The sequence below is a fragment of the Rhodanobacter sp. 7MK24 genome (assembly GCF_014842995.1).
Lineage (GTDB): Bacteria > Pseudomonadota > Gammaproteobacteria > Xanthomonadales > Rhodanobacteraceae > Rhodanobacter_A.
This window is the reverse complement of sequence record NZ_JACYXL010000003.1, coordinates 415,837-435,064: the sequence shown is the minus strand read 5'-3', so window position 1 is coordinate 435,064 and position 19,228 is coordinate 415,837. Positions and strand designations below refer to the sequence as shown.

Annotated in this window: 21 protein-coding genes; 10 read left to right on the top strand and 11 right to left on the bottom strand. The window is 65.6% G+C overall.

The features are described 5' to 3' along the window. Positions 1-153: 153 nt before the first annotated feature. The 4 genes from ybeY to miaB form a co-directional block, all read right to left on the bottom strand. The gene (gene ybeY / locus IHE49_RS08495) at positions 154-612 is read right to left on the bottom strand and encodes an rRNA maturation RNase YbeY (RefSeq protein WP_192156807.1); all 459 of its coding nucleotides are present in this window, start codon (positions 610-612) and stop codon (positions 154-156) included. Continuing rightward, positions 609-1,595 carry a PhoH family protein gene (locus IHE49_RS08490; protein ID WP_192156805.1) on the bottom strand — a complete coding sequence of 329 codons (987 nt, stop codon included), beginning with the start codon at positions 1,593-1,595 and terminating at the stop codon, positions 609-611. Before IHE49_RS08490 ends, ybeY begins: the two co-directional genes overlap by 4 nt. A gap of 76 nt (positions 1,596-1,671) precedes the next feature. Continuing rightward, positions 1,672-2,163, bottom strand: coding sequence for a hypothetical protein (locus IHE49_RS08485; protein WP_192156803.1), 492 nt, complete (start codon positions 2,161-2,163; stop codon positions 1,672-1,674). A gap of 6 nt (positions 2,164-2,169) precedes the next feature. Beyond that, a complete protein-coding gene (gene miaB, locus IHE49_RS08480; RefSeq protein WP_192156801.1) occupies positions 2,170-3,513 on the bottom strand; it encodes a tRNA (N6-isopentenyl adenosine(37)-C2)-methylthiotransferase MiaB in 1,344 nt (447 codons plus the stop codon). A gap of 259 nt (positions 3,514-3,772) precedes the next feature. Here miaB and IHE49_RS08475 point away from each other — a divergent pair, with 259 nt between their 5' ends. Then, complete coding sequence (locus IHE49_RS08475; RefSeq protein ID WP_225578284.1) at positions 3,773-4,786, top strand: lytic transglycosylase domain-containing protein; 1,014 nt, start codon at positions 3,773-3,775, stop codon at positions 4,784-4,786. 1 nt (position 4,787) lies between these two features. On the opposite strand, the gene IHE49_RS08470 is transcribed toward IHE49_RS08475, so the two are convergent. Then, entirely contained in the window at positions 4,788-5,960 is a 1,173-nt protein-coding gene (locus IHE49_RS08470; RefSeq protein WP_192156797.1) for a trypsin-like peptidase domain-containing protein, read from the bottom strand. A gap of 189 nt (positions 5,961-6,149) precedes the next feature. On the opposite strand from IHE49_RS08470, the gene petA reads away from it, so the two are divergent. The 5 genes from petA to IHE49_RS08445 all read left to right on the top strand — a co-directional run bounded on the left by petA (position 6,150) and on the right by IHE49_RS08445 (position 9,964). After that, the gene (gene petA / locus IHE49_RS08465; protein ID WP_192156795.1) at positions 6,150-6,755 is read left to right on the top strand and encodes a ubiquinol-cytochrome c reductase iron-sulfur subunit; all 606 of its coding nucleotides are present in this window, start codon (positions 6,150-6,152) and stop codon (positions 6,753-6,755) included. Continuing rightward, the gene (locus IHE49_RS08460) at positions 6,755-8,056 is read left to right on the top strand and encodes a cytochrome bc complex cytochrome b subunit (RefSeq protein ID WP_192156793.1); all 1,302 of its coding nucleotides are present in this window, start codon (positions 6,755-6,757) and stop codon (positions 8,054-8,056) included. Before petA ends, IHE49_RS08460 begins: the two co-directional genes overlap by 1 nt. Positions 8,057-8,087: 31 nt before the next feature. Next, positions 8,088-8,819 (top strand): cytochrome c1, encoded by a 732-nt coding sequence (locus tag IHE49_RS08455; protein WP_192156791.1) that lies wholly within the window; start codon positions 8,088-8,090, stop codon positions 8,817-8,819. A gap of 75 nt (positions 8,820-8,894) precedes the next feature. Next, positions 8,895-9,518 carry a glutathione S-transferase N-terminal domain-containing protein gene (locus tag IHE49_RS08450; protein ID WP_192156789.1) on the top strand — a complete coding sequence of 208 codons (624 nt, stop codon included), beginning with the start codon at positions 8,895-8,897 and terminating at the stop codon, positions 9,516-9,518. A 20-nt stretch (positions 9,519-9,538) separates the two neighbouring features. Then, complete coding sequence (locus IHE49_RS08445) at positions 9,539-9,964, top strand: ClpXP protease specificity-enhancing factor (protein WP_192156787.1); 426 nt, start codon at positions 9,539-9,541, stop codon at positions 9,962-9,964. 61 nt (positions 9,965-10,025) lie between these two features. Here the strand turns inward: IHE49_RS08445 and IHE49_RS08440 are convergent, their stop codons facing one another. The 4 genes from IHE49_RS08440 to IHE49_RS08425 all read right to left on the bottom strand — a co-directional run bounded on the left by IHE49_RS08440 (position 10,026) and on the right by IHE49_RS08425 (position 14,025). Beyond that, positions 10,026-10,490: a DUF3301 domain-containing protein gene (locus tag IHE49_RS08440; protein ID WP_192156785.1), complete on the bottom strand. Its 465-nt coding sequence runs from the start codon at positions 10,488-10,490 to the stop codon at positions 10,026-10,028. 37 nt (positions 10,491-10,527) lie between these two features. Then, on the bottom strand, positions 10,528-11,385 hold the full coding sequence (nadC, locus tag IHE49_RS08435) for a carboxylating nicotinate-nucleotide diphosphorylase (RefSeq protein WP_192156783.1): 858 nt from the start codon (positions 11,383-11,385) through the stop codon (positions 10,528-10,530). After that, a complete protein-coding gene (locus IHE49_RS08430; protein WP_192156781.1) occupies positions 11,382-13,664 on the bottom strand; it encodes a DUF1631 domain-containing protein in 2,283 nt (760 codons plus the stop codon). The genes nadC and IHE49_RS08430 overlap by 4 nt, the downstream gene beginning before the upstream one ends. A gap of 88 nt (positions 13,665-13,752) precedes the next feature. Further along, positions 13,753-14,025 (bottom strand): Trm112 family protein, encoded by a 273-nt coding sequence (locus IHE49_RS08425; protein ID WP_192156780.1) that lies wholly within the window; start codon positions 14,023-14,025, stop codon positions 13,753-13,755. Between the two features lie 61 nt (positions 14,026-14,086). Between IHE49_RS08425 and purE the strand changes: the two genes are divergently transcribed. Further along, entirely contained in the window at positions 14,087-14,590 is a 504-nt protein-coding gene (purE, locus tag IHE49_RS08420; RefSeq protein ID WP_192156778.1) for a 5-(carboxyamino)imidazole ribonucleotide mutase, read from the top strand. Then, positions 14,587-15,744 (top strand): 5-(carboxyamino)imidazole ribonucleotide synthase, encoded by a 1,158-nt coding sequence (locus tag IHE49_RS08415; protein ID WP_192156776.1) that lies wholly within the window; start codon positions 14,587-14,589, stop codon positions 15,742-15,744. Before purE ends, IHE49_RS08415 begins: the two co-directional genes overlap by 4 nt. A gap of 204 nt (positions 15,745-15,948) precedes the next feature. On the opposite strand, the gene tsf is transcribed toward IHE49_RS08415, so the two are convergent. Both tsf and rpsB read right to left on the bottom strand, forming a co-directional pair. Next, positions 15,949-16,827, bottom strand: a complete 879-nt coding sequence (gene tsf / locus IHE49_RS08410; RefSeq protein ID WP_192156774.1) for a translation elongation factor Ts — start codon at positions 16,825-16,827, stop codon at positions 15,949-15,951. 104 nt (positions 16,828-16,931) lie between these two features. Next, positions 16,932-17,807, bottom strand: a complete 876-nt coding sequence (rpsB, locus tag IHE49_RS08405; protein WP_192156772.1) for a 30S ribosomal protein S2 — start codon at positions 17,805-17,807, stop codon at positions 16,932-16,934. A 317-nt stretch (positions 17,808-18,124) separates the two neighbouring features. On the opposite strand from rpsB, the gene map reads away from it, so the two are divergent. Further along, positions 18,125-18,889, top strand: coding sequence for a type I methionyl aminopeptidase (gene map / locus IHE49_RS08400; RefSeq protein WP_192156771.1), 765 nt, complete (start codon positions 18,125-18,127; stop codon positions 18,887-18,889). Between the two features lie 29 nt (positions 18,890-18,918). Further along, complete coding sequence (locus IHE49_RS08395; RefSeq protein WP_192156770.1) at positions 18,919-19,200, top strand: hypothetical protein; 282 nt, start codon at positions 18,919-18,921, stop codon at positions 19,198-19,200. The last annotated feature ends 28 nt before the right edge of the window (positions 19,201-19,228 follow it).

Genomic DNA, 19,228 nt, shown 5'->3' with positions numbered 1-19,228 from the left:
GCGCTCAATCGATGACAACGCGAAGGGCCGGGTTTGTTTGCGCGTAGGCTTGCGTCATCGCTCGGTCGTGGACGCACGTCCACTCCTTCGCTCTTCCTTGGCCTGCACGCAAACAGCCTCCGGCGCAGAGCGTTTGGAAATCATGGGCAGCCGTCACGCATAGGGATCGGCGATGCCCAGGCCTGCGAGGATGCGCGTTTCCAGCGCCTCCATCGCCACGGCTTCGGCCTCGACGATGTGGTCATGGCCGAGCAGATGCAGCACGCCGTGCACGGTGAGGTGGGCCCAGTGGTCGTGTGCGCGCTTGCCTTGTTCGGCGGCTTCGCGTGCCACCACGGGGGCGCAGATCACCATGTCGCCGATCAGCGGCAACTTCATGCCCGGCGGCAGTTCCGCCTCGAAGGACAGCACGTTGGTGGCGTAGTCCTTGCCGCGGTAATCGCGGTTGAGCGCACGGCCTTCGCCGGCATCGACGATGCGGATGGAAAGCTCGGTGGCTTTGCGCCGCTTGGCCCCACGCAGGGCGGCTTCCACCCAACAGCGGAAGCTGGTGGACGACGGGATGCCGGCGCGTGGTACGGCATAGCCCACATGCAGAGTCGTCGTGCTCACCGCGTTTGTTCCTCGGATGCCTGCTCGAAGGCCTCGTAGGCGCGCACGATCTTCGCCACCAGCGGGTGACGCACGACGTCGCGCGAGGTGAAGAAGGTGAAACTGATGCCGTCCACGCCACGCAGCACTTCCACGGCATGGCGCAGGCCGGAGCGCACATTGCGGGGCAGGTCGACCTGGCTGACGTCGCCGGTGATCACCGCCACCGAGCCGAAGCCGATGCGGGTGAGGAACATCTTCATCTGTTCGACGGTGGTGTTCTGCGCCTCGTCGAGGATCACGTAGGAGTCGTTGAGCGTACGGCCTCGCATGTACGCCAGCGGCGCGATCTCGATCACGTTGCGCTCGATCAGTTTGGCCACCTTTTCGAAGCCGAGCATCTCGTACAGCGCGTCGTACAGCGGGCGCAGGTAGGGGTCGACTTTCTGCGAGAGGTCCCCGGGCAGAAAGCCCAGTTTCTCGCCAGCCTCGACGGCAGGACGAACTAGCAGCAGGCGTTGCACGCGGTTCGCCTCCAGCGCCTCCACCGCGCTGGCCACGGCGAGGTAGGTCTTGCCGGTGCCGGCCGGGCCCACGCCGAAATTGATGTCGTGGCGCGCGATGGCGTGCAGGTAGCGCGCCTGGTTCGCGCCGCGGCCTTTGATCACGCCGCGCTTCACCTTGATGGCGACTTCCTGTGCGCCCTCGCCCGCGTCGTCGGTGAGAGAATCCACGCCCGACTCGGCGAGGTGCAGATTGATCTTCGCGCCGTTGAGGATCTCGTTCTCGGTGACGACGTACAACGCGCGCAGCACCTTCTCGGCGGCGCGCGCGCCGGTTTCCTCACCGATCACCCGGAACAGGTTGCCGCGGTGGTCGATCTCCACGCCCAGGCGCAGCTCGATCTGGCGCAGGTGCTCGTCGAACGGCCCGCACAGGCTGGCGAGCCGGGCGTTGTCTTCCGGGTCTAGGGCGAAATCGCGTTGGTTTAGATCATTGGGCATGGACGCGCTCTTAGAGGGAGGTGATGCATGGCATAGAGGCCGATAGGGCTAATTTCGTGGACCTGCAAGGAGCCACTCATGGATGCCCGACAACCTGGAGCGATGATCGATAGCGCGCCTCGACGATCAGGCCGGTGGCAAGCATCAGGATCATGCTGATCAGCCATAGCCAGTAACCGGCCTGATAGTGTGCGATAGCCGCGTAATGGCCGGCTTCGTCCGTGGGAATTTCACGATAGAACAGGAAGCTAAGTCCGAAGGCGATAGCGCTAGCGCTGGCGTACACCACGCCTTGTCCGCGCTGCCTGAACGACAGTATCCAGGCAAGCAGCAGGAAAGGATTGGCCAGCCAAGGGACGATGCCCATAAACACGCCGAGCCAGCCTATCAACAGGAGAGCTAATCCTCCCCAGGATCCGTCGTTGGCAGGTCCCACTTGCTGGTACGGATCCATATAGAGCGCCACTGCGTAGACCAACAGGCTACCCGCGACCAGCGCGCGTTTGATCATGATGTGACGGGTTTTGTCCGGCTGATGGTAGAGCACGGGTGGCAGGGGATTGGACATACGGGATTAGGCAGCTTGGTGCTCGGAAAGATGCACCCGGCCGCGCAGCGAGTTGGCCATGGCCTCGGTGACCAGCACGTCCACGAAGCGGCCGATCATGCGCGCGTCGCCGGGGAAGTTCACGTAGCGCATGTTCTCGGTGCGACCGGCGAGTTCGTGCGGGTTCTTGGTGCTGGGCTTTTCCACCAGCACGCGTTGCACGGTGCCGACCATCGCCTCGTTGATGGCCCTTGCCTTGGCGTTGATCGCGGCCTGCAGGCGTTCCAGCCGCTGATGCTTCACCGCCATCGGCGTGTCGTCGGCAAGGCTGGCCGCCGGGGTGCCGGGGCGAGCGGAGAAGATGAAACTGAAGCTCTGGTCGAAGCCCACGTCCTCGATCAGCTTCATGGTCTTCTCGAAATCCTCGTCGGTTTCGCCGGGGAAACCCACGATGAAGTCGGACGACACGCAGATGTCCGGGCGCACCGCGCGCAGCTTGCGGATCTTCTGCTTGAACTCCAGCGCGGTGTAGCCGCGCTTCATCGCCGCGAGGATACGGTCCGAGCCGGCCTGCACCGGCAGGTGCAGGAAGTTGGCGAGCTTGGGCACGCTGGCGTAGGCCTCGATCAGCGAGTCGGAGAACTCCAGCGGATGCGAGGTGGTGAAGCGGATGCGGCCGATGCCCTCGATCTGCGCGATAGCGTGGATCAGCACGGCAAGATCCGCGATGCCGCCGTCGTGCATCGGGCCCCGGTAGGCGTTGACGTTCTGGCCCAGCAGGTTCACTTCGCGAACGCCCTGTTCGGCGAGCTGCGCCACTTCCACCAGCACGTCGTCGAACGGACGGCTGATCTCGGTGCCGCGGGTGTAGGGCACCACGCAGTAGCTGCAGTACTTCGAGCAGCCTTCCATGATCGAGACGAAGGCGGTGGGGCCTTCGGCGCGCGGCTCGGGCAGCTTGTCGAACTTCTCGATCTCGGGGAAGGAGATGTCCACCTGCGGCTTGCCACTTTCGCGGCGCGACTCGATCAGCTCGGGCAGGCGGTGCAGGGTCTGCGGGCCAAACACCAGGTCCACGTAGGGGGCGCGCTTGATGATGGCCTCGCCTTCCTGTGAGGCGACGCAGCCGCCCACGCCGATCAGCACTGGCCTGCCGCCCTGCTTGTGTTCCTTCCAGCGGCCGAGCTGGCTGAACACCTTCTCCTGCGCCTTCTCGCGAATCGAGCAGGTGTTGACCAGGATCACGTCCGCCTCGGACTCGTCCTGGGTCAGCTCCAGGCCGTGCGATGCCTTGAGCACATCGGCCATCTTGGCCGAGTCGTACTCGTTCATCTGACAGCCGTGGGTCTTGATGAAAAGCTTGCCGCTCATGGTGCTGGTTACCGTGGTTGCGCGAGGCGCGGCGCGGATTGCGCCGAACCGCGCATTTTACGCCGGCTGGCTCTTACCTGCCATCAGCGGGCTTGTCGGATCAGATACTTGAGGCGGTTCGTTGCGCGGGCATGGTGCACGAAACGATGCGATCGCTCTTGGCGCGGAAGTCGCACGGCGGCACACTGCCGCCATGTTTGAAGCCGTGCGCCACAGGGGGAACGCCGGCCGGCCTGTTCCCGGTTCCCCAACGACCAGCATGATCCTTGCACGGATCGCGCTGGGCTGCGCCCTGCTGGCAGCATTCTGGCTGCCAAAGGCGCACGCCAGCACCCTGTACCGCTGCACCGGAGCCAGCGGCGAAGTGGCATATACCACCAGTACGGTGGGCTTTCGGGGATGCAGCCGCATAGCGGGTCCCCAAGGTCCGGCGCCGCGTCGTGCCGTGGCGAAACCGGCGGCGTCCCTGTCCGGCGTGACGGGGCGCGTGTACAGCGCGAGCATCGACCGATTGCCTCTGGCATCGCTGGCGCAGGTAACCAGCGAGGTATTCACCACGGCCCGGCCAGCATCGGAAGGAATGAGGGGAGTCGCTGCAGCCGAGGCCATGCCGAAGACAAATTCGGCGGCAGACAGCGGTCCAGGCGCTAACCCCGCACAGGATCAACAGACGCGCCACTACATAGAAACGCACTACTACAAAGTAGTGCACGCCGACGGCAGTGTGTATTTCGGCGATTCCATACCCATGCGGCAAAACGGCGATGTGCTGACGAAGAACGTGTTGATGATACTCACCTGTATCGCCTGCGATCTGCACTCGAATATCCATTGGGACACCGTGCATCTCAACACGGCCGACTACGCGGATGCCATCCAGCTGGCCAGCCGGGAATCGGGCGTGGACGAAGCCTTCATCCGGGCGATCATCCACGCCGAGAGCGCGTTCAATCCGCGCGTGCAGTCGATCAAGGGGGCGCAGGGATTGATGCAGCTGATGCCGGGCACGGCTGTCAGCATGGGGGTCCTCGACGCGTTCGACCCCAGCCAGAACATCCGCGGCGGAGCGCGTTACCTGGCCTTGCTGCTGCGCACCTTCAACGGGAACAAGCACCTCGCCGCTGCGGCCTACAACGCCGGCCCCGGGGCGGTGGAGAAGTACAACGGCGTACCACCCTATGCGGAAACGCAGGTGTACGTGGAACGTGTGGATACCCTGCGCAAACGTTACGAGGCGAAGCTGCACGAGCCGCAGGCGGAGCGCTCGGGCTGAGTCACTGCTGCTCGCCGTTGTCGGTCGCCGCGGCCGCGCTCATCGGCGGCCGTTCGGCCAGCGTGGCCGTGACATGGAATGGGCTGCCGTTGCGCAGCCCGGAGATTTCCACCTTGGTGCCGGGCTTGATTGCCGCTTCGCGCCGGCGCAGGTCTGCCGGGTCGCGGATGTCGTCGTCGCCGATGCGCAGCAGGATGTCGCGCGGCTGGATGCCGGCCAGCGCTGCGGGACTGCCCGGGTAAACGTCGACGACCGAGGCGCCGCGCGCCGCCGGCGGCAGGCCGCTGTTGGCGTCCACCGGCACGAACGTGTAATCAGCGCCCAGCCAGCCGCGCACCACGTGACCGGTGGCGACGATCTGATCCAGCACTTTCTTGGCGGTCCCGGCCGGAATGGCGAAGCCGATGTTTTTGGTGTTCGTGGTCTGGTTGATCAGCAAGGTGTTGATGCCCACCAGCTGGCCCGTGGTGTTGACCAGGGCGCCGCCGGAATTGCCGAGGTTGATCGCCGCATCGGTCTGGATGAAATCCTCGGCGCTGGAGGCGTTCAACTGGCGCCCCACTGCGCTGACGATGCCCATGGTCACGGTCTGGTTGAGGCCCAGGGGGTTGCCGATCGCCAGCACCACGTCGCCGGGGCGCAGGTTCTGCTCGGCGAGCTGGATCACCGGCAGGTTGCCGGCGTCGATCTTCAACACGGCGAGATCGGTTTCATCGTCCGCACCGACCAGGGTGGCCTTGGCCACGCGGCCGTCGTACAACAGTACCTGGATGTCGGTGGCGTGCGAGATCACATGGTAGTTGGTGAGCACATAGCCCTGCGCGCTGACGATCACACCCGACCCGAGCGTCTGTTCGCGGCGCGCATAAGTAGTGAGCGTGCCGCCGAGCATCTGCTGCAGGATGGGGTTGTCGTACATCTTGATCGCCCGTTCGTTGACGATCTTGTCGGCATAGATGTTCACCACCGAGGGCGCCGCCGCGGCGACCGCATCGGCATAGGACGCGGGGGCATGGAGGGGCGGTGCGTCGTTGGTCTGCGCGACAGGCAAGTGCAGGCGCGCACGAAGGCGCTCGCCGCTGGCCGGCCAGAGCAGGCCGATCACGAAGGCCGCGGCCAAGCCGGCGACGACACAGCGGGCGAGGAAGGCGAGCGTGCCGGCGGCATGTTTCATGTCGTGCTACGAGTCCGTGACGGGCGGGCTGGCGGTGGGTTAGGCTGGCGACGACGAGCAGCGTCGAATAGCCGCAGCCCTTTTATTGTACGGTGTGGGGGCTGACGCTAGACTAACGCGATTCACAGGGGTTCCAATCTGATTGCTGGGCGCGAGCCCTTCTTGACGCAGCAAGTACCGGAGAGCCTGATGGCGAACGAAGTCGTCGATCATGGCCGCCGCCGGTTTCTCACGTCGGCCACCGCAGTGGTCGGTGGCGTGGGGATCGTGTCGGCAGCCGTGCCCTTCATCAAGTCGTGGGAACCCAGCGCGCGAGCCAAAGCCGCAGGGGCTCCGGTCACCCAATCCCTCAAAAAGATAGAACCAGGCCAGCAATTGATCGTCGGCTGGCGCAGCCTGCCGGTATTCATCGTCAACCGCTCGCCGTCGCAGTTGGCCGCATTGCCCAAGCAGGACGCGCGGCTCGTCGACCCGAAATCCGACGGCGCCTCCGCCGCCCAGCAACCCAAGTACGCACAGAACGAAACGCGCTCGATCAAGCCAGAGTGGCTGGTGATGATCGGCATCTGCACCCACTTGGGCTGCGTGCCGAATTACGTGCCGGACCTCAAGCCCGAGCCGTTCGACCCGAACTGGCAAGGCGGCTACTACTGCCCCTGCCACCACTCGCGCTACGACATGGCCGGCCGTGTATACCAGGGTGTGCCTGCGCCCAAGAACATGGAAATTCCGCCGTACCACTTCATCGACGATACGACCGTGCAGATCGGCGTGGATCCGAAGGAGGGCGCGTGATGGCCAACGTATTCGTCCGCATCGGCGACTGGGTCAACGAGCGTGCGCCCGGCCTCGCGCCGACGTACCGCAAGCACATGACCGAGTACTACGCGCCGAAGAACTTCAACCTCTGGTACTACTTTGGCTCGCTGGCAATCCTGGTGCTGGTCAACCAGATCGTCACCGGCATCTTCCTCACGATGAACTACAACCCGAGCGCGGCCGGCGCCTTCGACTCGGTGCAGTACATCATGCGCGACGTGGAGTGGGGCTGGCTGATCCGCTACATGCATTCCACCGGCGCATCGCTGTTCTTCGTGGTGGTGTTCCTGCACATGTTCCGCGGCCTCATGTACGGCTCGTACAAGAAGCCACGCGAGCTGGTGTGGCTGCTCGGCATGCTGATCTTCCTGGTGTTGATGGCCGAGGCCTTCATGGGCTACGTGCTGCCCTGGGGCAACATGTCGTTCTGGGGCGCCAAGGTGATCGTGTCGCTGTTCGGCACCATCCCGGTGATCGGCAGCCACCTGGTCGAGTGGATCATGGGCGACTTCCTGCCCGCCGACGCCACGCTCAACCGCTTCTTCGCGTTGCACGTGATCGCGCTGCCGATCGTGCTGCTGCTGCTGGTAGTGCTGCACCTGGCCGCGTTGCACGAGGTGGGTTCCAACAACCCCGACGGCGTCGACGTCAAGCACGGCCCCAAGGGCAACCGCTGGGACGCGCTGAAGCCGGCCGACGGCATCCCGTTCCATCCGTACTACACGGTGAAGGATCTGTTCGGGGTTGGTTTCTTCCTGATCGTGGCAGCCTTCATCATCTTCTTCGCGCCGACCTTCGGCGGCTGGTTCCTAGAGCACGACAACTCGATCCCGGCCAATAACCTGGTTACCCCGGCAGAGATCAAGCCGGTGTGGTACTTCACTCCGTTCTACGCGATCGTGCGCATGATCCCGTCATTCGCAGGCACGGCCGTGTGGGGCGTGCTGGCGATGTTCGGCGCAATCGCGGTGCTGTTCCTGCTGCCCTGGTTCGACCGTGGCCAGGTCAAGTCGGTCCGCTACCGGGGCACCGGCTACAAGGTGGCGCTGACGTTGTTCGTGATCGCGTTCTTCGGCCTCGGTGCGGTGGGTGCGGGCATCACCGCGGAGGTGATCCCCGCATGGTTCGGCAACGTCGACCTGACCACGTGGGAGAACGCGTTCGGCCGCACGATGACGCTGATCTATTTCGGCTTCTTCGCTTTCCTGTGGGCCTACACACATTTCGGCTGGGAAAAGACCAAGCCGGTTCCGGATCGGGTGACGACGCATGACTAAGCCGACGCTCTTGATGAAGCCCGAGCTCCTGATGAAGCGACTCCTTCCTGCATTTGCGCTGGCTCTTGGCCTGCTGTTTGCCGGTCAGCCGGTGGCGCATGCCGAAGGCGAAGGGCAGTTGATGGCGTCCGGCTCCAACATCCGCGACCAGGCCTCCCTGCAGCGCGGCGCCAAGCTGTTCTTCAACTACTGCGTGGGCTGCCACTCGCTGAAGTACATGCGTTACTCGCGCATCGCCGACGATCTCGGGCTGACCGAGCAGCAGGTGATGCAGAACCTCAACTTCACCGGCGCCAAGTTCGAGGATCCGGTGATCTCGCACATGCCGGCGGAGGACGCGACGAAGTGGTTCGGCAAGGCCCCGCCGGACCTGTCGCTGGAAGTGAGTGCGAAGACCGCCGACTGGGTCTACACCTACCTCAATACCTTCTACCTCGACCCGAAGAGCCCGATCGGCTGGAACAACACCACGCTGCCGAACGCAGCGATGCCGTTCCCGCTGTGGGAACTGCAGGGCGAGCAGGTGGCGGTGACCAAACCCGGCTCCGATGAAGCGGAGAAGCTGGAGCTGGCGCATCCCGGCAAGCTGACCCCTGGGCAATACCAGCAGGCCACGCGTGACCTGGTGAACTTCCTGGAGTACGTTTCGGAGCCGGCGGCCCTGCAGCGGCATCACTACGGGGTCTGGGTCCTGCTGTTCCTGGCGCTGTTCACCCTGCTGGCCTACCTGCTCAAGAAGGAATACTGGAAAGACGTCCACTGATTCCCGGCAGCAATACCATCGAATGCGGCGGCCAGGGGCTGCCGCATTCGCGCAACCGCAACAGGAATATCGCGCATGGTTCCAAGCGCCCGCTCACGCAATGCACTCACCCTCTACACCACGGCCGATGACATCCAGTGCCATCGTGCCAGGCTGGTGTTGGCCGCCAAGGGCGTCAGCTACGAGCGCGCACTGGTCGAGCCGGGCAAGCCGCCGGAGGATCTGCGCGACCTCAACCCCTACGGCAGCACGCCCACCCTGGTGGATCGTGACCTGACCCTGTACGACGCGGCCGTGGTGTGCGAATACCTCGACGAGCGCTACCCGCACCCGCCGCTGATGCCGATCGACCCGCTCTCGCGTGCCAGGCTGCGCGTCGCTGCGGTGCGCATCGAGAAAGACTGGCTGGTTGAGGTGGATACCATTCGTGCCGGCGGGCGCACCGCCGAACCTGCGCGCAAGCGCCTGCGTGCGCACCTGCTGGCGGCGTTGCCGTTGTTCAAGGCATCCAAGTTCTTCCTCAATCCCGAGATGAGCCTGGCAGATTGCCTGGTGGCGCCGGTGGTCTGGCGCTTGCCGTGGCTGGGCGTGGATCTGGGGCGCGAGGGCAAGCCGATCTTGGATTATGGTGAGCGGCTATTCCACAGCCAGGGTTTTGCGCGCAGCATGACCGAGCAAGAAAAGGCCATGCGACCCTGATGAGCGAAGCAACGCAACCGATGACTTCCAATCGCCCCTACCTGTTGCGGGCGATCTACGACTGGATCAGCGACAACGGCCTGACCCCGTACCTCTTGATCGACGCCAGCGGCGAAGGCGTGCGCGTGCCGCCGCAAGTGATCAAGAACGGCCAGGTGGTACTCAACATCGCGATGCGCGCGGTGGCGAACCTGGAACTCGGCAACGACTGGATTGGGTTCTCTGCGCGCTTCTCTGGCGTCAGCCAGGTGGTGCGCATCCCGGTCGGCTCGGTGCTCGCGCTGTATGCGCAAGAGAACGGGCAGGGGATGATGTTCCCGACCGACGAGGAAGGTGGCGATACGCCACCGCCCGCGCCAGCGCCCGACGAGCCGCCATCCAGTCAGGGTGGTGCGGGCGGCGACAAACCCAAGCGCGGTGCACCGTTCCTGCGGGTCATCAAATAAGACAATGTTCCCGGATGCGGGGCGCTCGACGAGCGTACCGGGCTCCGGGTGCCGATCGATCTCAGTGCAGTGTGTTGCCGCCGCTGGAGCGGCGGCGTGGACGTAGCGGGATCACATTGCTGCCGGCAGCGCCGTCCGCGTGAGGTGCGCCCGGCTCGGTGGGTGGATGCCACGTTTCCGTGCCGGCGGCCGGGATATCGAGCTGATCCGACGGCGAGAGCACGACCGTGGGCAGCCGCAGCTCGCTGAGTGTATCGCCCAGTACCCACAACGAAGCCTGTTCGCGATCCGCGCCGTCGATGCTCACTTCGAAGCCGTAGCAGCGTTCCAGTCGCTGGCGGCCGGCCACGCGACGCAGCCGCAATGCACGCAATCCCACGGACTCGTCCAGCATTTGCAGGCCGTAGCGTTCGCACTGCAGGCGCGCTTCGGTGGCCGCGCGGTCGCGCGCGGCGCTCAACTTCAGCCACAACGCTATCGCGGCGACCAGCGCCAGCAGTATCAGGAGGTCATGGATGTTGCCCATGCATGCAGTGTGTGGGCAGGCGGCGCGGCGTGCAAGTTCAGGAAATGCGCAGGCGCAGCGAAAGGTCAACCGCGTGTACGTGCTTGGTCAACGCACCGACCGAGATGAAATCGACCCCGGTGCGTGCGTATTCGCCAATCGTGCGCAGGTCGACGTTGCCGGAGGCTTCCAGCGGTACGCGTCCCGCGGTGAGCTGCACGGCCTCGTCCATCAGCGGCACGTCGAAGTTGTCGAGCATGATGCGATCCACGCCTGCGTCCAGCGCCTGCTCCAGTTCGTCGAGGTTCTCCACTTCGACTTCCAGCAGCAGGTCGGGATGCAGACGGCGCGCGGCCGTCACCGCGGGAACGATCCCGCCGGCGGCGATGATGTGGTTCTCCTTGACCAGGATCGCGTCGTAAAGGCCGATGCGGTGGTTGTGGCCACCGCCGCAGCGCACGGCGTATTTCTGCGCCAGACGCAGGCCCGGCACGGTCTTGCGGGTGTCGAGCACGCGCGTGCGGGTTCCGGCCACAGCTGCCACGTAGGTGGCCGTAGCGGTGGCGGTGCCGGAGAGCAGTTGCAGGAAGTTCAGCGCCGAACGCTCGGCGCTCACCAGCGAACGGGCATGGCCGGACAGCCGGCAGATCGTGGTATCCGGTGCCACGCGCTCACCCTCGCGCACCTGCCAATGGATTTGCACGGCGGGATCCAGGCGCCGGAAGCAGGCATCGAACCATGGCGCGCCAGCAATCACCGCGTTGTCGCGGCAAGTGAGCACGGCATCGGCCACGGCGTCGGCCGGCAGCAATTCAGCGGTGGCGTCGCCCTTGCCGAAATCCTCGGCAAAAGCGCGTTCCACGTCGGTGGCGATCAACTCGGAGCTGGGCGGGTCGAACATGAAACCAGAATTCATCCGGCGTCCGGGCTGTTGGGTGCGTCGGGCTGGCGCAGGCGGCTGACGATGGCGCTCATCGCGCGGTCGAACAGCGCATTGGTGGCCAATACCTGGGCGTGGCCGCTGGCCAGCAGCACGGCCAGTTCCTGCGGCGAGTAATCGGCCACCTTCAGCCCGCGCCGGTTGACGAAAAGATAGCGGCCGCTCATCGGGCTGACCCAGGAAAGCTTGGCGCGCACCATCGGTTCGTCCGGCAGCTGGAACTCCAGCCATATGCCGGGCTGCAATGCCTCCACCTGTTTCCATTCGGGGCTGTCGGTGTCGACCGGTACGCTTTCCTCGGGCAATTCCTCCGGCTCGGCGTGCTGCTCGACGATGGGCTGGATGCTTTCCGGAATCGCGGCGACAGGGGCCGTTTCGGCGACTGTTGGTGCGTTGGGTGCGGCGACGCGCGCCGGCTCGCCCAGTTGCTGACCGTACCAGTCGCGCAGTTGGGCCAGCAGGCGCTCGATGTCCTGCGGCTGGAAAGCGACATTGGCCAGGCCCTGGCGCAGCGCGCGTTCGATGGCAGGCAGCAGTTGGCGCAATTGCTGGCGCGAGGTGGCGTCCGGCACGGGCCGCGTGCTGGCGATGAAGTCGTCCACAAAGCGCAGGGCGTCACGGAATTCGCCCGACTCTTCGCCCTGGCGCAGCAGCACCAGCACCAGATGGTTGGCCCAGGCGCGAGCCAGCACTTCATGCACCAGCGGCGGCAACTTGCGGCCGTCGATGCGTTCGACGATCTCGCGGGCGGCGCGTCGGCGCGCCTGCTCCAGCTTTTCGCGGCCGCGCGTGGACTCGGCCACACGCTGCTCGGCCAGTTCGGAGCGGCGCCGGTTGGATTCGTGGAACTGCTGCAGCCCCTGCAGCAGGCGCTCGAATAGGCCGAGATCGTCGTCGAACTCGTGGAGCAACTGGTCGACGATGCTCTTGATCGTGTCGTGCAGGCGATTGTCGCGATCGGACTCCGGCGACCAGCCCTTGGCCTGCTCGGCGAGGGCGTCAAGCAGGCGGCGCGCCGGATGCTGGCGATGGGCGAACAGCTTGCGGTCGAGGATCGCTGCCTTGAGGTAGGGAATCTGCAGCCGCGCCAGCAGCGCTTGCATCTCGGGCGGAAGGGTATGGTCGTCGAGGATGAACTCGAACAGCATGCCGACCAGGTCGATGGTGTCCTCGTCGACCCCGGCGACATGGCTGGGTCGCATACCGCGCAGCGCCCCGAGCTGGCCCAGCAGTTGTTCCTTGAGCTGCGAGACCGCTTCGCGATCGAAATTGCCGGTGCCGTCCACCATGGACGGTGACTGCTGGGCGCTACCGGCCGCCAGTTGGGTCTGCAGCACGCTGAGCGCACCCAGCAGTTCGCCGGCGGAAGGCGGTGGGCCACCCGCATGGCCTGCATGAGACGATGCCGGTGCTTCGCCGCCACGGCGGGCGACGAACAGACTATGCAGGGTCTGCAGCAGTTCGACGGCAGCGGGATCGGCAGCTTCGTCCGTGCCGGTTCCACCCGTGGCCGCGGATGCCGTTGACGTGGCGGTGCGCGTAGCGGTGCCGCCGCGCGGCGCCGCCACCCGCAGCTGCGGCAACACGCCTGCGCGCGCCAGCGTTTCGTTCGCATCGGCGTACAGTTCTTCCAGCGTGGACAGCACGTAGCGGTCGAACAGCTTGTAGATCAGAAGCTTGACGCGCATGTCCGCGGCCAGCTCTTTCAGCGCCAGGCGAAAGGCCTGCGACAGCGCTGCCGGGGCGATGGGGTTGCTGGAGTCCTCGACCTTGCGGCCGCCGCAGATCACCGAGAGGCGCTGGTTGATCGCAAACAGGTCGCGCGCCAGCCGGCTCTCGTGCTTGCTGCCCATGCTGGTGATCGCCAGCGACTCCTCCAGGTCGGCATCGGCCACCAGCGAAAGCTCGGCCATCGCTGGCGCCGGCGTGGCGGATGCCGTGGTGGCATTTCCGGTCAGACCGCCCAGCTCCCGGTTCACCGTGGCGAGGAAGCTGCGTTCGACCGCCGGCCGGCGCTTGCGCACCTCTCGCATGCCGTCGAAGTAATGCGTCTGGGTGGCGTTGTTCTCGGCCTTTTCGGCGAGATCGAACAGCGCGTCGTCCACATGCTCGAACAGGTTGCCCAGGCACTGCTGCAGCCGCTTGCCGGCAATGCCGCGCACGGCGTTGAGCAACTCGCCCACGCGTTCGCCCGTGTTGGCGTCGAGACGTGGCCCTAGCGGCACGATCTTGGGCGGTTCGAAGGCGTCGGTCATGGCCATACCGGGAGTCTGTCGTTGGCTAGGTGGCGTCTTGCGGGCGGGCCGGTCCATCGGCGGGTTCGTGGCGAGGGAAGGGGGGGGCTCAGGCGGCGGTCGGGAAGTCGTGCAGTTGGATAGTGGCGATCCCTTCCTCCGGCAGCATTACAGGGATGCCGTCGGCGACACGATAAACCAGCTTGCGGTCGATGGTGATCAGGCCTTCTTCAAGACGCTCGCCCACGGTGTTGCCGGCTGTCGTCACCAGGCCGCCGGCCGCTATGGCGCCGTTGAGCGCGCCCAGCTCGGCGCGACCGAGCAGGCGCACCGGTGTCTTGCTTACGGGGCAGCACAGGATGTCGAGCAGACGCTTGTCCATGGGGCAAAATCGTTGCGAAACCGGAAAGCCCGTACAATAACCCCTTTTGGACGGCCGAACCATGACAGCAACGACGGAAACGCCGCGGGTGGGCGTGGTAATGGGCTCGCGCTCGGACTGGGAAACCATGGAGCACGCCTCCGCGGTGCTGACCGAGCTGGGCGTTGCACACGAAGTGCAGGTAGTGTCCGCCCACCGCACGCCGGATCTGTTGTTTCGTTATGCCGAGCATGCAGCCGGGCGCGGTATCCAGGTGATCGTTGCCGGTGCCGGCGGTGCTGCCCATCTGCCGGGCATGCTGGCGGCCAAGACCCGGTTGCCGGTGCTCGGGGTGCCGGTGCAGTCGAAGGCGCTGAACGGCATGGATTCCCTGCTTTCCATCGCGCAGATGCCGGCCGGTATCCCGGTAGGCACGCTGGCGATCGGCCGCGCCGGTGCAGTAAACGCAGGCCTGCTCGCCGCCGCGGTGCTGGCGCTGCACGATACCCGCCTTGCGCAGGCGCTGGAGAACTGGCGCGCCAAGCAGACGCAGGCCGTGCTCGATCAGCCGGACCCGCGTGCATGAGCGAGTCGCGCCAACCCGTGCTCGGCATCCTCGGCGGAGGCCAGTTGGCGCGCATGCTGGCGCTGGCGGCGGCGCCACTGGGCGTGAACAGCCTGGTGGTGGACAGTGCCGCCGATGCCTGCGCCGGCCAGGTGGCGCCGCTGGTCAAGGCCGACTGGGGCGACTACGCCACGCTGGAAGAGTTTGCGCGCAAGGTCGACGTGGTTACCTTCGATTTCGAAAACGTGCCGGCCGAGACAGCGCAGTGGCTGGCCGAGCGCGTGGCGGTATTCCCGAACCCGCGCGCCCTGGCGGTGGCGCAGGATCGCCTCGCCGAGAAGACCCTGTTCCGCGAGTGTGGCCTGCACACGCCCGAGTTCATGGCGGTGGACGATCGAACCGGCCTCGATCGAGCGTTGGCCGCGGTGGGTGTTCCGGCCATCCTCAAGACGCGACGTTTGGGTTACGACGGCAAGGGTCAGTTTCGCCTGAAGTCGTTGGCTGACGCCGATGCGGCCTGGGCCGCGCTGGGGGCGCAGGCGGCGAAGCACGGCCTGATTCTGGAAGCCTTCGTACCGTTCCAGCGCGAGCTGTCGGTGGTGGCGGTACGTGGCCGCGACGGCGATTTCCGTACCTGGCCGTTGACCCGCAACTGGCATGTGGATGGAGTGTTGTCGATGAGCCTGGCTCCGGCGCCGCAGATCGACGAGCTGCAGCCGCGCGCTACTGCACTGGCGCGCACGCTGGCCGAGCATCTGGATTACGTGGGCGTGTTCGCGCTCGAGTTGTTCGTGAAGGATGGCGAGCTGCTGGGCAACGAGATGGCACCGCGCGTGCACAACTCCGGGCACTGGACCATCGAGGGAGCGCATACCAGCCAGTTCGAGAATCACGTGCGCGCCGTGCTCGGCCTGCCACTGGGCGACACCGGCGCACGCGGGCAGTCGGCCATGTTCAACTGGATCGGCGAGCTGCCCGACCCGGCGCCCGTGCTGCGGGGCGTCGATGCGCACTGGCATGACTACGGCAAGTCGGCCCGTGCCGGTCGCAAAGTGGGGCACGCCACGGTTTGCGCGCCGGACGCGGTGCAACTGGCACAACGGCTGGAAGTGTTGGGCCGTGAGTTGAACCGCGAAGCGCAGGTGGCGCCGACAGTGGAAGCGCTGCACGGCTAAACTGCCTGTCGCTTCAGGCATGAAAAAGCCGCGGGTGTCCGCGGCTTTTTGTTTACGGGCGTTTGGAAGGCTAGAGCAAGAGCATTCGTGCCTGATGGTCAAAAAGGGACTTTTGCTCTTTTTTGACTCGCCTGATTCGCAGGGCGAATCAGGCTCCGCTTCGCGTGCGCTCATTCCAGAGCGGGGAGCGCACGAGCGCGCTCCTCAGCCCTGCATCGCCTTGGCGACTTCGGCCAGATAGTCTTCCTGCACCTTCTCGATGCCTTCGCCCACGGCCAGGCGCACCACCGAAACCACGTCGGCGCCTTCCTTCTTCAGCGCGTCGCCCACGGTGACGTTGGTGTCCAGCACGTAGGGCTGGCCGACCAGGGTGACCTCGGAGACGATCTTGTTGATCTTGCCCGAGACGATCTTTTCCAGGATGTCGGCCGGCTTGGCCTTTTCCTTGTCCGACATCGCGGCCAGCGCGATTTCCTTTTCCTTGGCGATGAAGTCGGCAGGGACGTCCTCGGCCTTCACGTAGGGCGGGTTCATCGCCGCCACGTGCATGGCGATGCCCTTGGCCAGCTCGTCCGAGCCGCCCTTGAGCGCCACGATCACGCCGATCTTGCCGCCGTGCGAGTAGGTGGCCAGCGGGCCATCGTTCTCGACGCGCGCCGCGCGGCGCACTTCGATCTTTTCGCCGATGGTCGCGGTCTGCGCCTTGGCGGCTTCCTCGATGCTGGCGGCGCCCGGGAAGGCGGCGGCCTTCACGGCGTCGATGTCGCCGGCGCTGGCCTTCAGCGCGGCCTCGGCGACGGCGTTGGTGAACTCGATGAAGTTCGGCGCCTTGGCGACGAAGTCGGTCTCGCTGTTGACCTCGATCAGCACGGCCTTGCCACTGGCCTGCGCGGCGGCGATGCGGCCTTCGGCGGCAATGCGGTCGGCCTTCTTCTCGGCCTTGACCATGCCGGTCTTGCGCAGCCATTCCATCGCGGCGTCGATGTCGCCGTTGTTCTCGACCAGCGCCTTCTTGCACTCCATCATGCCGGCGCCGGAACGCTCGCGCAGTTCCTTCACGAGTTGGGCGGAGATATTGCTCATCGGTATTCCTCGAATGCTTGAGGCGTCGTGGCGGATCGCGCCACGACGCCGGGATGGGCTTCGTCGTTGTCGAAGCGACGGCGGTCGCCCGCCGTCACGTCGCCTTACTTGGCGTCGCGCGGAGCGCGGCCTTCGCGACCGCCGTCACGACGCGGCGCACCGGCACCCTTGCGCGGGGCGGCATCGCGGTCACGGCGCGGAGCAGCCTTGCGCTCGCTGCGCTCGGCCTTGGCGACCGGATTGCCTTCCTCGTCCAGCTCGACGAACTCGTCGGCGTCGCCCTGGGCGGCAGCCGGGGCAGCGGCCTTGCCTTCCAGGATCGAGTCGGCGGCAGCGCGGGCGTACAGCTGGATCGCGCGGATCGCGTCGTCGTTGCCGGGAATCGCGTAGTCCACCAGCTCCGGGTTGTAGTTGGTGTCGACCACCGCCACCACCGGGATGCCCAGCTTGCGGGCTTCCTGCACGGCGATGTCTTCGTGGCCGATGTCGATCACGAACAGCGCGTCGGGCAGGCGGTTCATGTTCTTGATGCCGCCCAGCGAGTTCTGCAGCTTCTCGCGCTCACGACGGCGTGCCAGCACTTCGTGCTTGACCAGCTTTTCGAAGCTGCCGTCGGTTTCGGCCGCTTCCAGCTCCTTGAGCTTGGCCACCGACTGCTTCACGGTGCGGAAATTGGTGAGCATGCCGCCCAGCCAGCGCGCGGTGACGAAGGGCATGCCAGCACGGGATGCTTCCTCGGCCAGCGCCTCGCGAGCGGAACGCTTGGTGCCCACGAACAGGATGGTGCCGCGCTTCTGCGCCAGGCCCGACAGGAAGTTCATCGCGTCGGTGAACAGCGGCAGGGTCTTTTCGAGGTTGATGATGTGGATCTTGCCGCGGGCGCCGAAGATGTACGGACCCATCTTCGGATTCCAGTAACGGGTCTGGTGACCGAAATGCACGCCGGCTTCGAGCATTTCGCGCATGGTGACTTGAGCCATGGTGTAACTCCTTAAAGCATTGGGCCTTGTGTAGGCGGCCCGGGGGTTGGGACCTCCACGCATCCCCGGCTTCGACCGCGGCAGCGAATGCTGCGCGCGGCACCCCGAAGAACGGTGCCGATGCGTGTGTGGCGTTGGGTTTGGGATGCTGCCGCGGCGCGGTTACAATCCCGTTTCGCCTTGCAGTGCGCACCGGTCGAAAGCCTCGATGACGGTCTGCAAAACTGTGAGATTGTAGCCGGTACGCCGGCGCGGCGGCAAGTTGCCTGCGATGCCGGCTTGATCGGCACAAGGACGCCGCCATCTGGGTTCCCACTATGGCCATTACGCTGAAATCCCCGAAGGACCTTGAAGGCATGCGCGAGGCCGGCCGGCTGGCCGCCGAGGTGCTGGCCATGCTCAAGGAGCACGTCAAGCCCGGCGTCACCACCGAGGAGCTGGACCGGCTGGCCTACGAGCACATCGTCAACGTGCAGAAGGCGGTGCCGGCCAACGTGGGCTATCACGGCTTCCCGAAGACGCTGTGCACCTCGGTCAACCACGTGATCTGCCACGGCATCCCCAGTCCCGGCAAGGCATTGAAGGAAGGCGACATCGTCAATCTCGACGTCACCGTCATCAAGGACGGCTGGCACGGCGACACCAGCCGCATGTATTTCGTGGGCACCCCCTCGGTACTGGCCAAGCGGCTGGTGGAGACCACGCACGAGGCGATGATGCGCGGCATCCGCGCGGTGCGCCCAGGCGCCACGCTGGGCGACGTCGGCCATGCGATCCAGCAGCACGCTGAAGCCGCCGGCTTCAGCGTGGTGCGCGAGTACTGCGGCCACGGTATCGGCAAGGTCTACCACGACGAGCCGCAGGTGCTGCACTACGGCAAGCCTGGCACCGGCGTGGAGCTGCAGGAGGGCATGACCTTCACCGTCGAGCCGATGGTCAACGCCGGCAAGCCGCAGACCAAGCAGCTGCCCGACGGCTGGACCGTGGTTACCAAGGACCACTCGCTTTCCGCGCAGTGGGAGCACACCATTGCGGTCACCTCCGACGGCTTCGAAATCCTCACGCCTTGGCCGGATGCCTAAAGCGTGGGTGCGGCAAGGTGGCATCAGGCGTGATCATCGTCTTTCTCGCTTCCCTGGTATTAATCGCGCTCTGCATCCTCTGGTTGCCAGCATGGTCGGCGGCATTGCTGCTGCGTCGCATGGGAGTGCCGCAACCGCATCGCGTATTGCGCGTCGTCATGCCGTCGCAGTTGCTGGTCGCTGCGGCTCTGATCTGGGCGGCCGATGCGACCGGATTGACCAATCCTGCCGGCTATTCGCTGGCAATCCTGCTGCTGACCGGCATCGCCGGCGCCGCCATCGTATGGCGCCAGCGGCGCGGAAACGTTTGACTGGTGCTGAGGCCGTGCTGTACTGGGC

What these genes read in the sequence shown, in the direction of transcription:
- IHE49_RS08490 (WP_192156805.1), bottom strand. Translation starts at nt 1,595, where the DNA reads ATGCCCAATGATCTAAACCAACGCGATTTCGCCCTAGACCCGGAAGAC.
- IHE49_RS08485 (WP_192156803.1), bottom strand. Translation starts at nt 2,163, where the DNA reads ATGTCCAATCCCCTGCCACCCGTGCTCTACCATCAGCCGGACAAAACC.
- miaB (WP_192156801.1), bottom strand. Translation starts at nt 3,513, where the DNA reads ATGAGCGGCAAGCTTTTCATCAAGACCCACGGCTGTCAGATGAACGAG.
- IHE49_RS08475 (WP_225578284.1), top strand. Translation starts at nt 3,773, where the DNA reads ATGATCCTTGCACGGATCGCGCTGGGCTGCGCCCTGCTGGCAGCATTC.
- IHE49_RS08470 (WP_192156797.1), bottom strand. Translation starts at nt 5,960, where the DNA reads ATGAAACATGCCGCCGGCACGCTCGCCTTCCTCGCCCGCTGTGTCGTC.
- petA (WP_192156795.1), top strand. Translation starts at nt 6,150, where the DNA reads ATGGCGAACGAAGTCGTCGATCATGGCCGCCGCCGGTTTCTCACGTCG.
- IHE49_RS08460 (WP_192156793.1), top strand. Translation starts at nt 6,755, where the DNA reads ATGGCCAACGTATTCGTCCGCATCGGCGACTGGGTCAACGAGCGTGCG.
- IHE49_RS08455 (WP_192156791.1), top strand. Translation starts at nt 8,088, where the DNA reads ATGAAGCGACTCCTTCCTGCATTTGCGCTGGCTCTTGGCCTGCTGTTT.
- IHE49_RS08450 (WP_192156789.1), top strand. Translation starts at nt 8,895, where the DNA reads ATGGTTCCAAGCGCCCGCTCACGCAATGCACTCACCCTCTACACCACG.
- IHE49_RS08445 (WP_192156787.1), top strand. Translation starts at nt 9,539, where the DNA reads ATGACTTCCAATCGCCCCTACCTGTTGCGGGCGATCTACGACTGGATC.
- IHE49_RS08440 (WP_192156785.1), bottom strand. Translation starts at nt 10,490, where the DNA reads ATGGGCAACATCCATGACCTCCTGATACTGCTGGCGCTGGTCGCCGCG.
- nadC (WP_192156783.1), bottom strand. Translation starts at nt 11,385, where the DNA reads ATGAATTCTGGTTTCATGTTCGACCCGCCCAGCTCCGAGTTGATCGCC.
- IHE49_RS08430 (WP_192156781.1), bottom strand. Translation starts at nt 13,664, where the DNA reads ATGACCGACGCCTTCGAACCGCCCAAGATCGTGCCGCTAGGGCCACGT.
- IHE49_RS08425 (WP_192156780.1), bottom strand. Translation starts at nt 14,025, where the DNA reads ATGGACAAGCGTCTGCTCGACATCCTGTGCTGCCCCGTAAGCAAGACA.
- purE (WP_192156778.1), top strand. Translation starts at nt 14,087, where the DNA reads ATGACAGCAACGACGGAAACGCCGCGGGTGGGCGTGGTAATGGGCTCG.
- IHE49_RS08415 (WP_192156776.1), top strand. Translation starts at nt 14,587, where the DNA reads ATGAGCGAGTCGCGCCAACCCGTGCTCGGCATCCTCGGCGGAGGCCAG.
- tsf (WP_192156774.1), bottom strand. Translation starts at nt 16,827, where the DNA reads ATGAGCAATATCTCCGCCCAACTCGTGAAGGAACTGCGCGAGCGTTCC.
- rpsB (WP_192156772.1), bottom strand. Translation starts at nt 17,807, where the DNA reads ATGGCTCAAGTCACCATGCGCGAAATGCTCGAAGCCGGCGTGCATTTC.
- map (WP_192156771.1), top strand. Translation starts at nt 18,125, where the DNA reads ATGGCCATTACGCTGAAATCCCCGAAGGACCTTGAAGGCATGCGCGAG.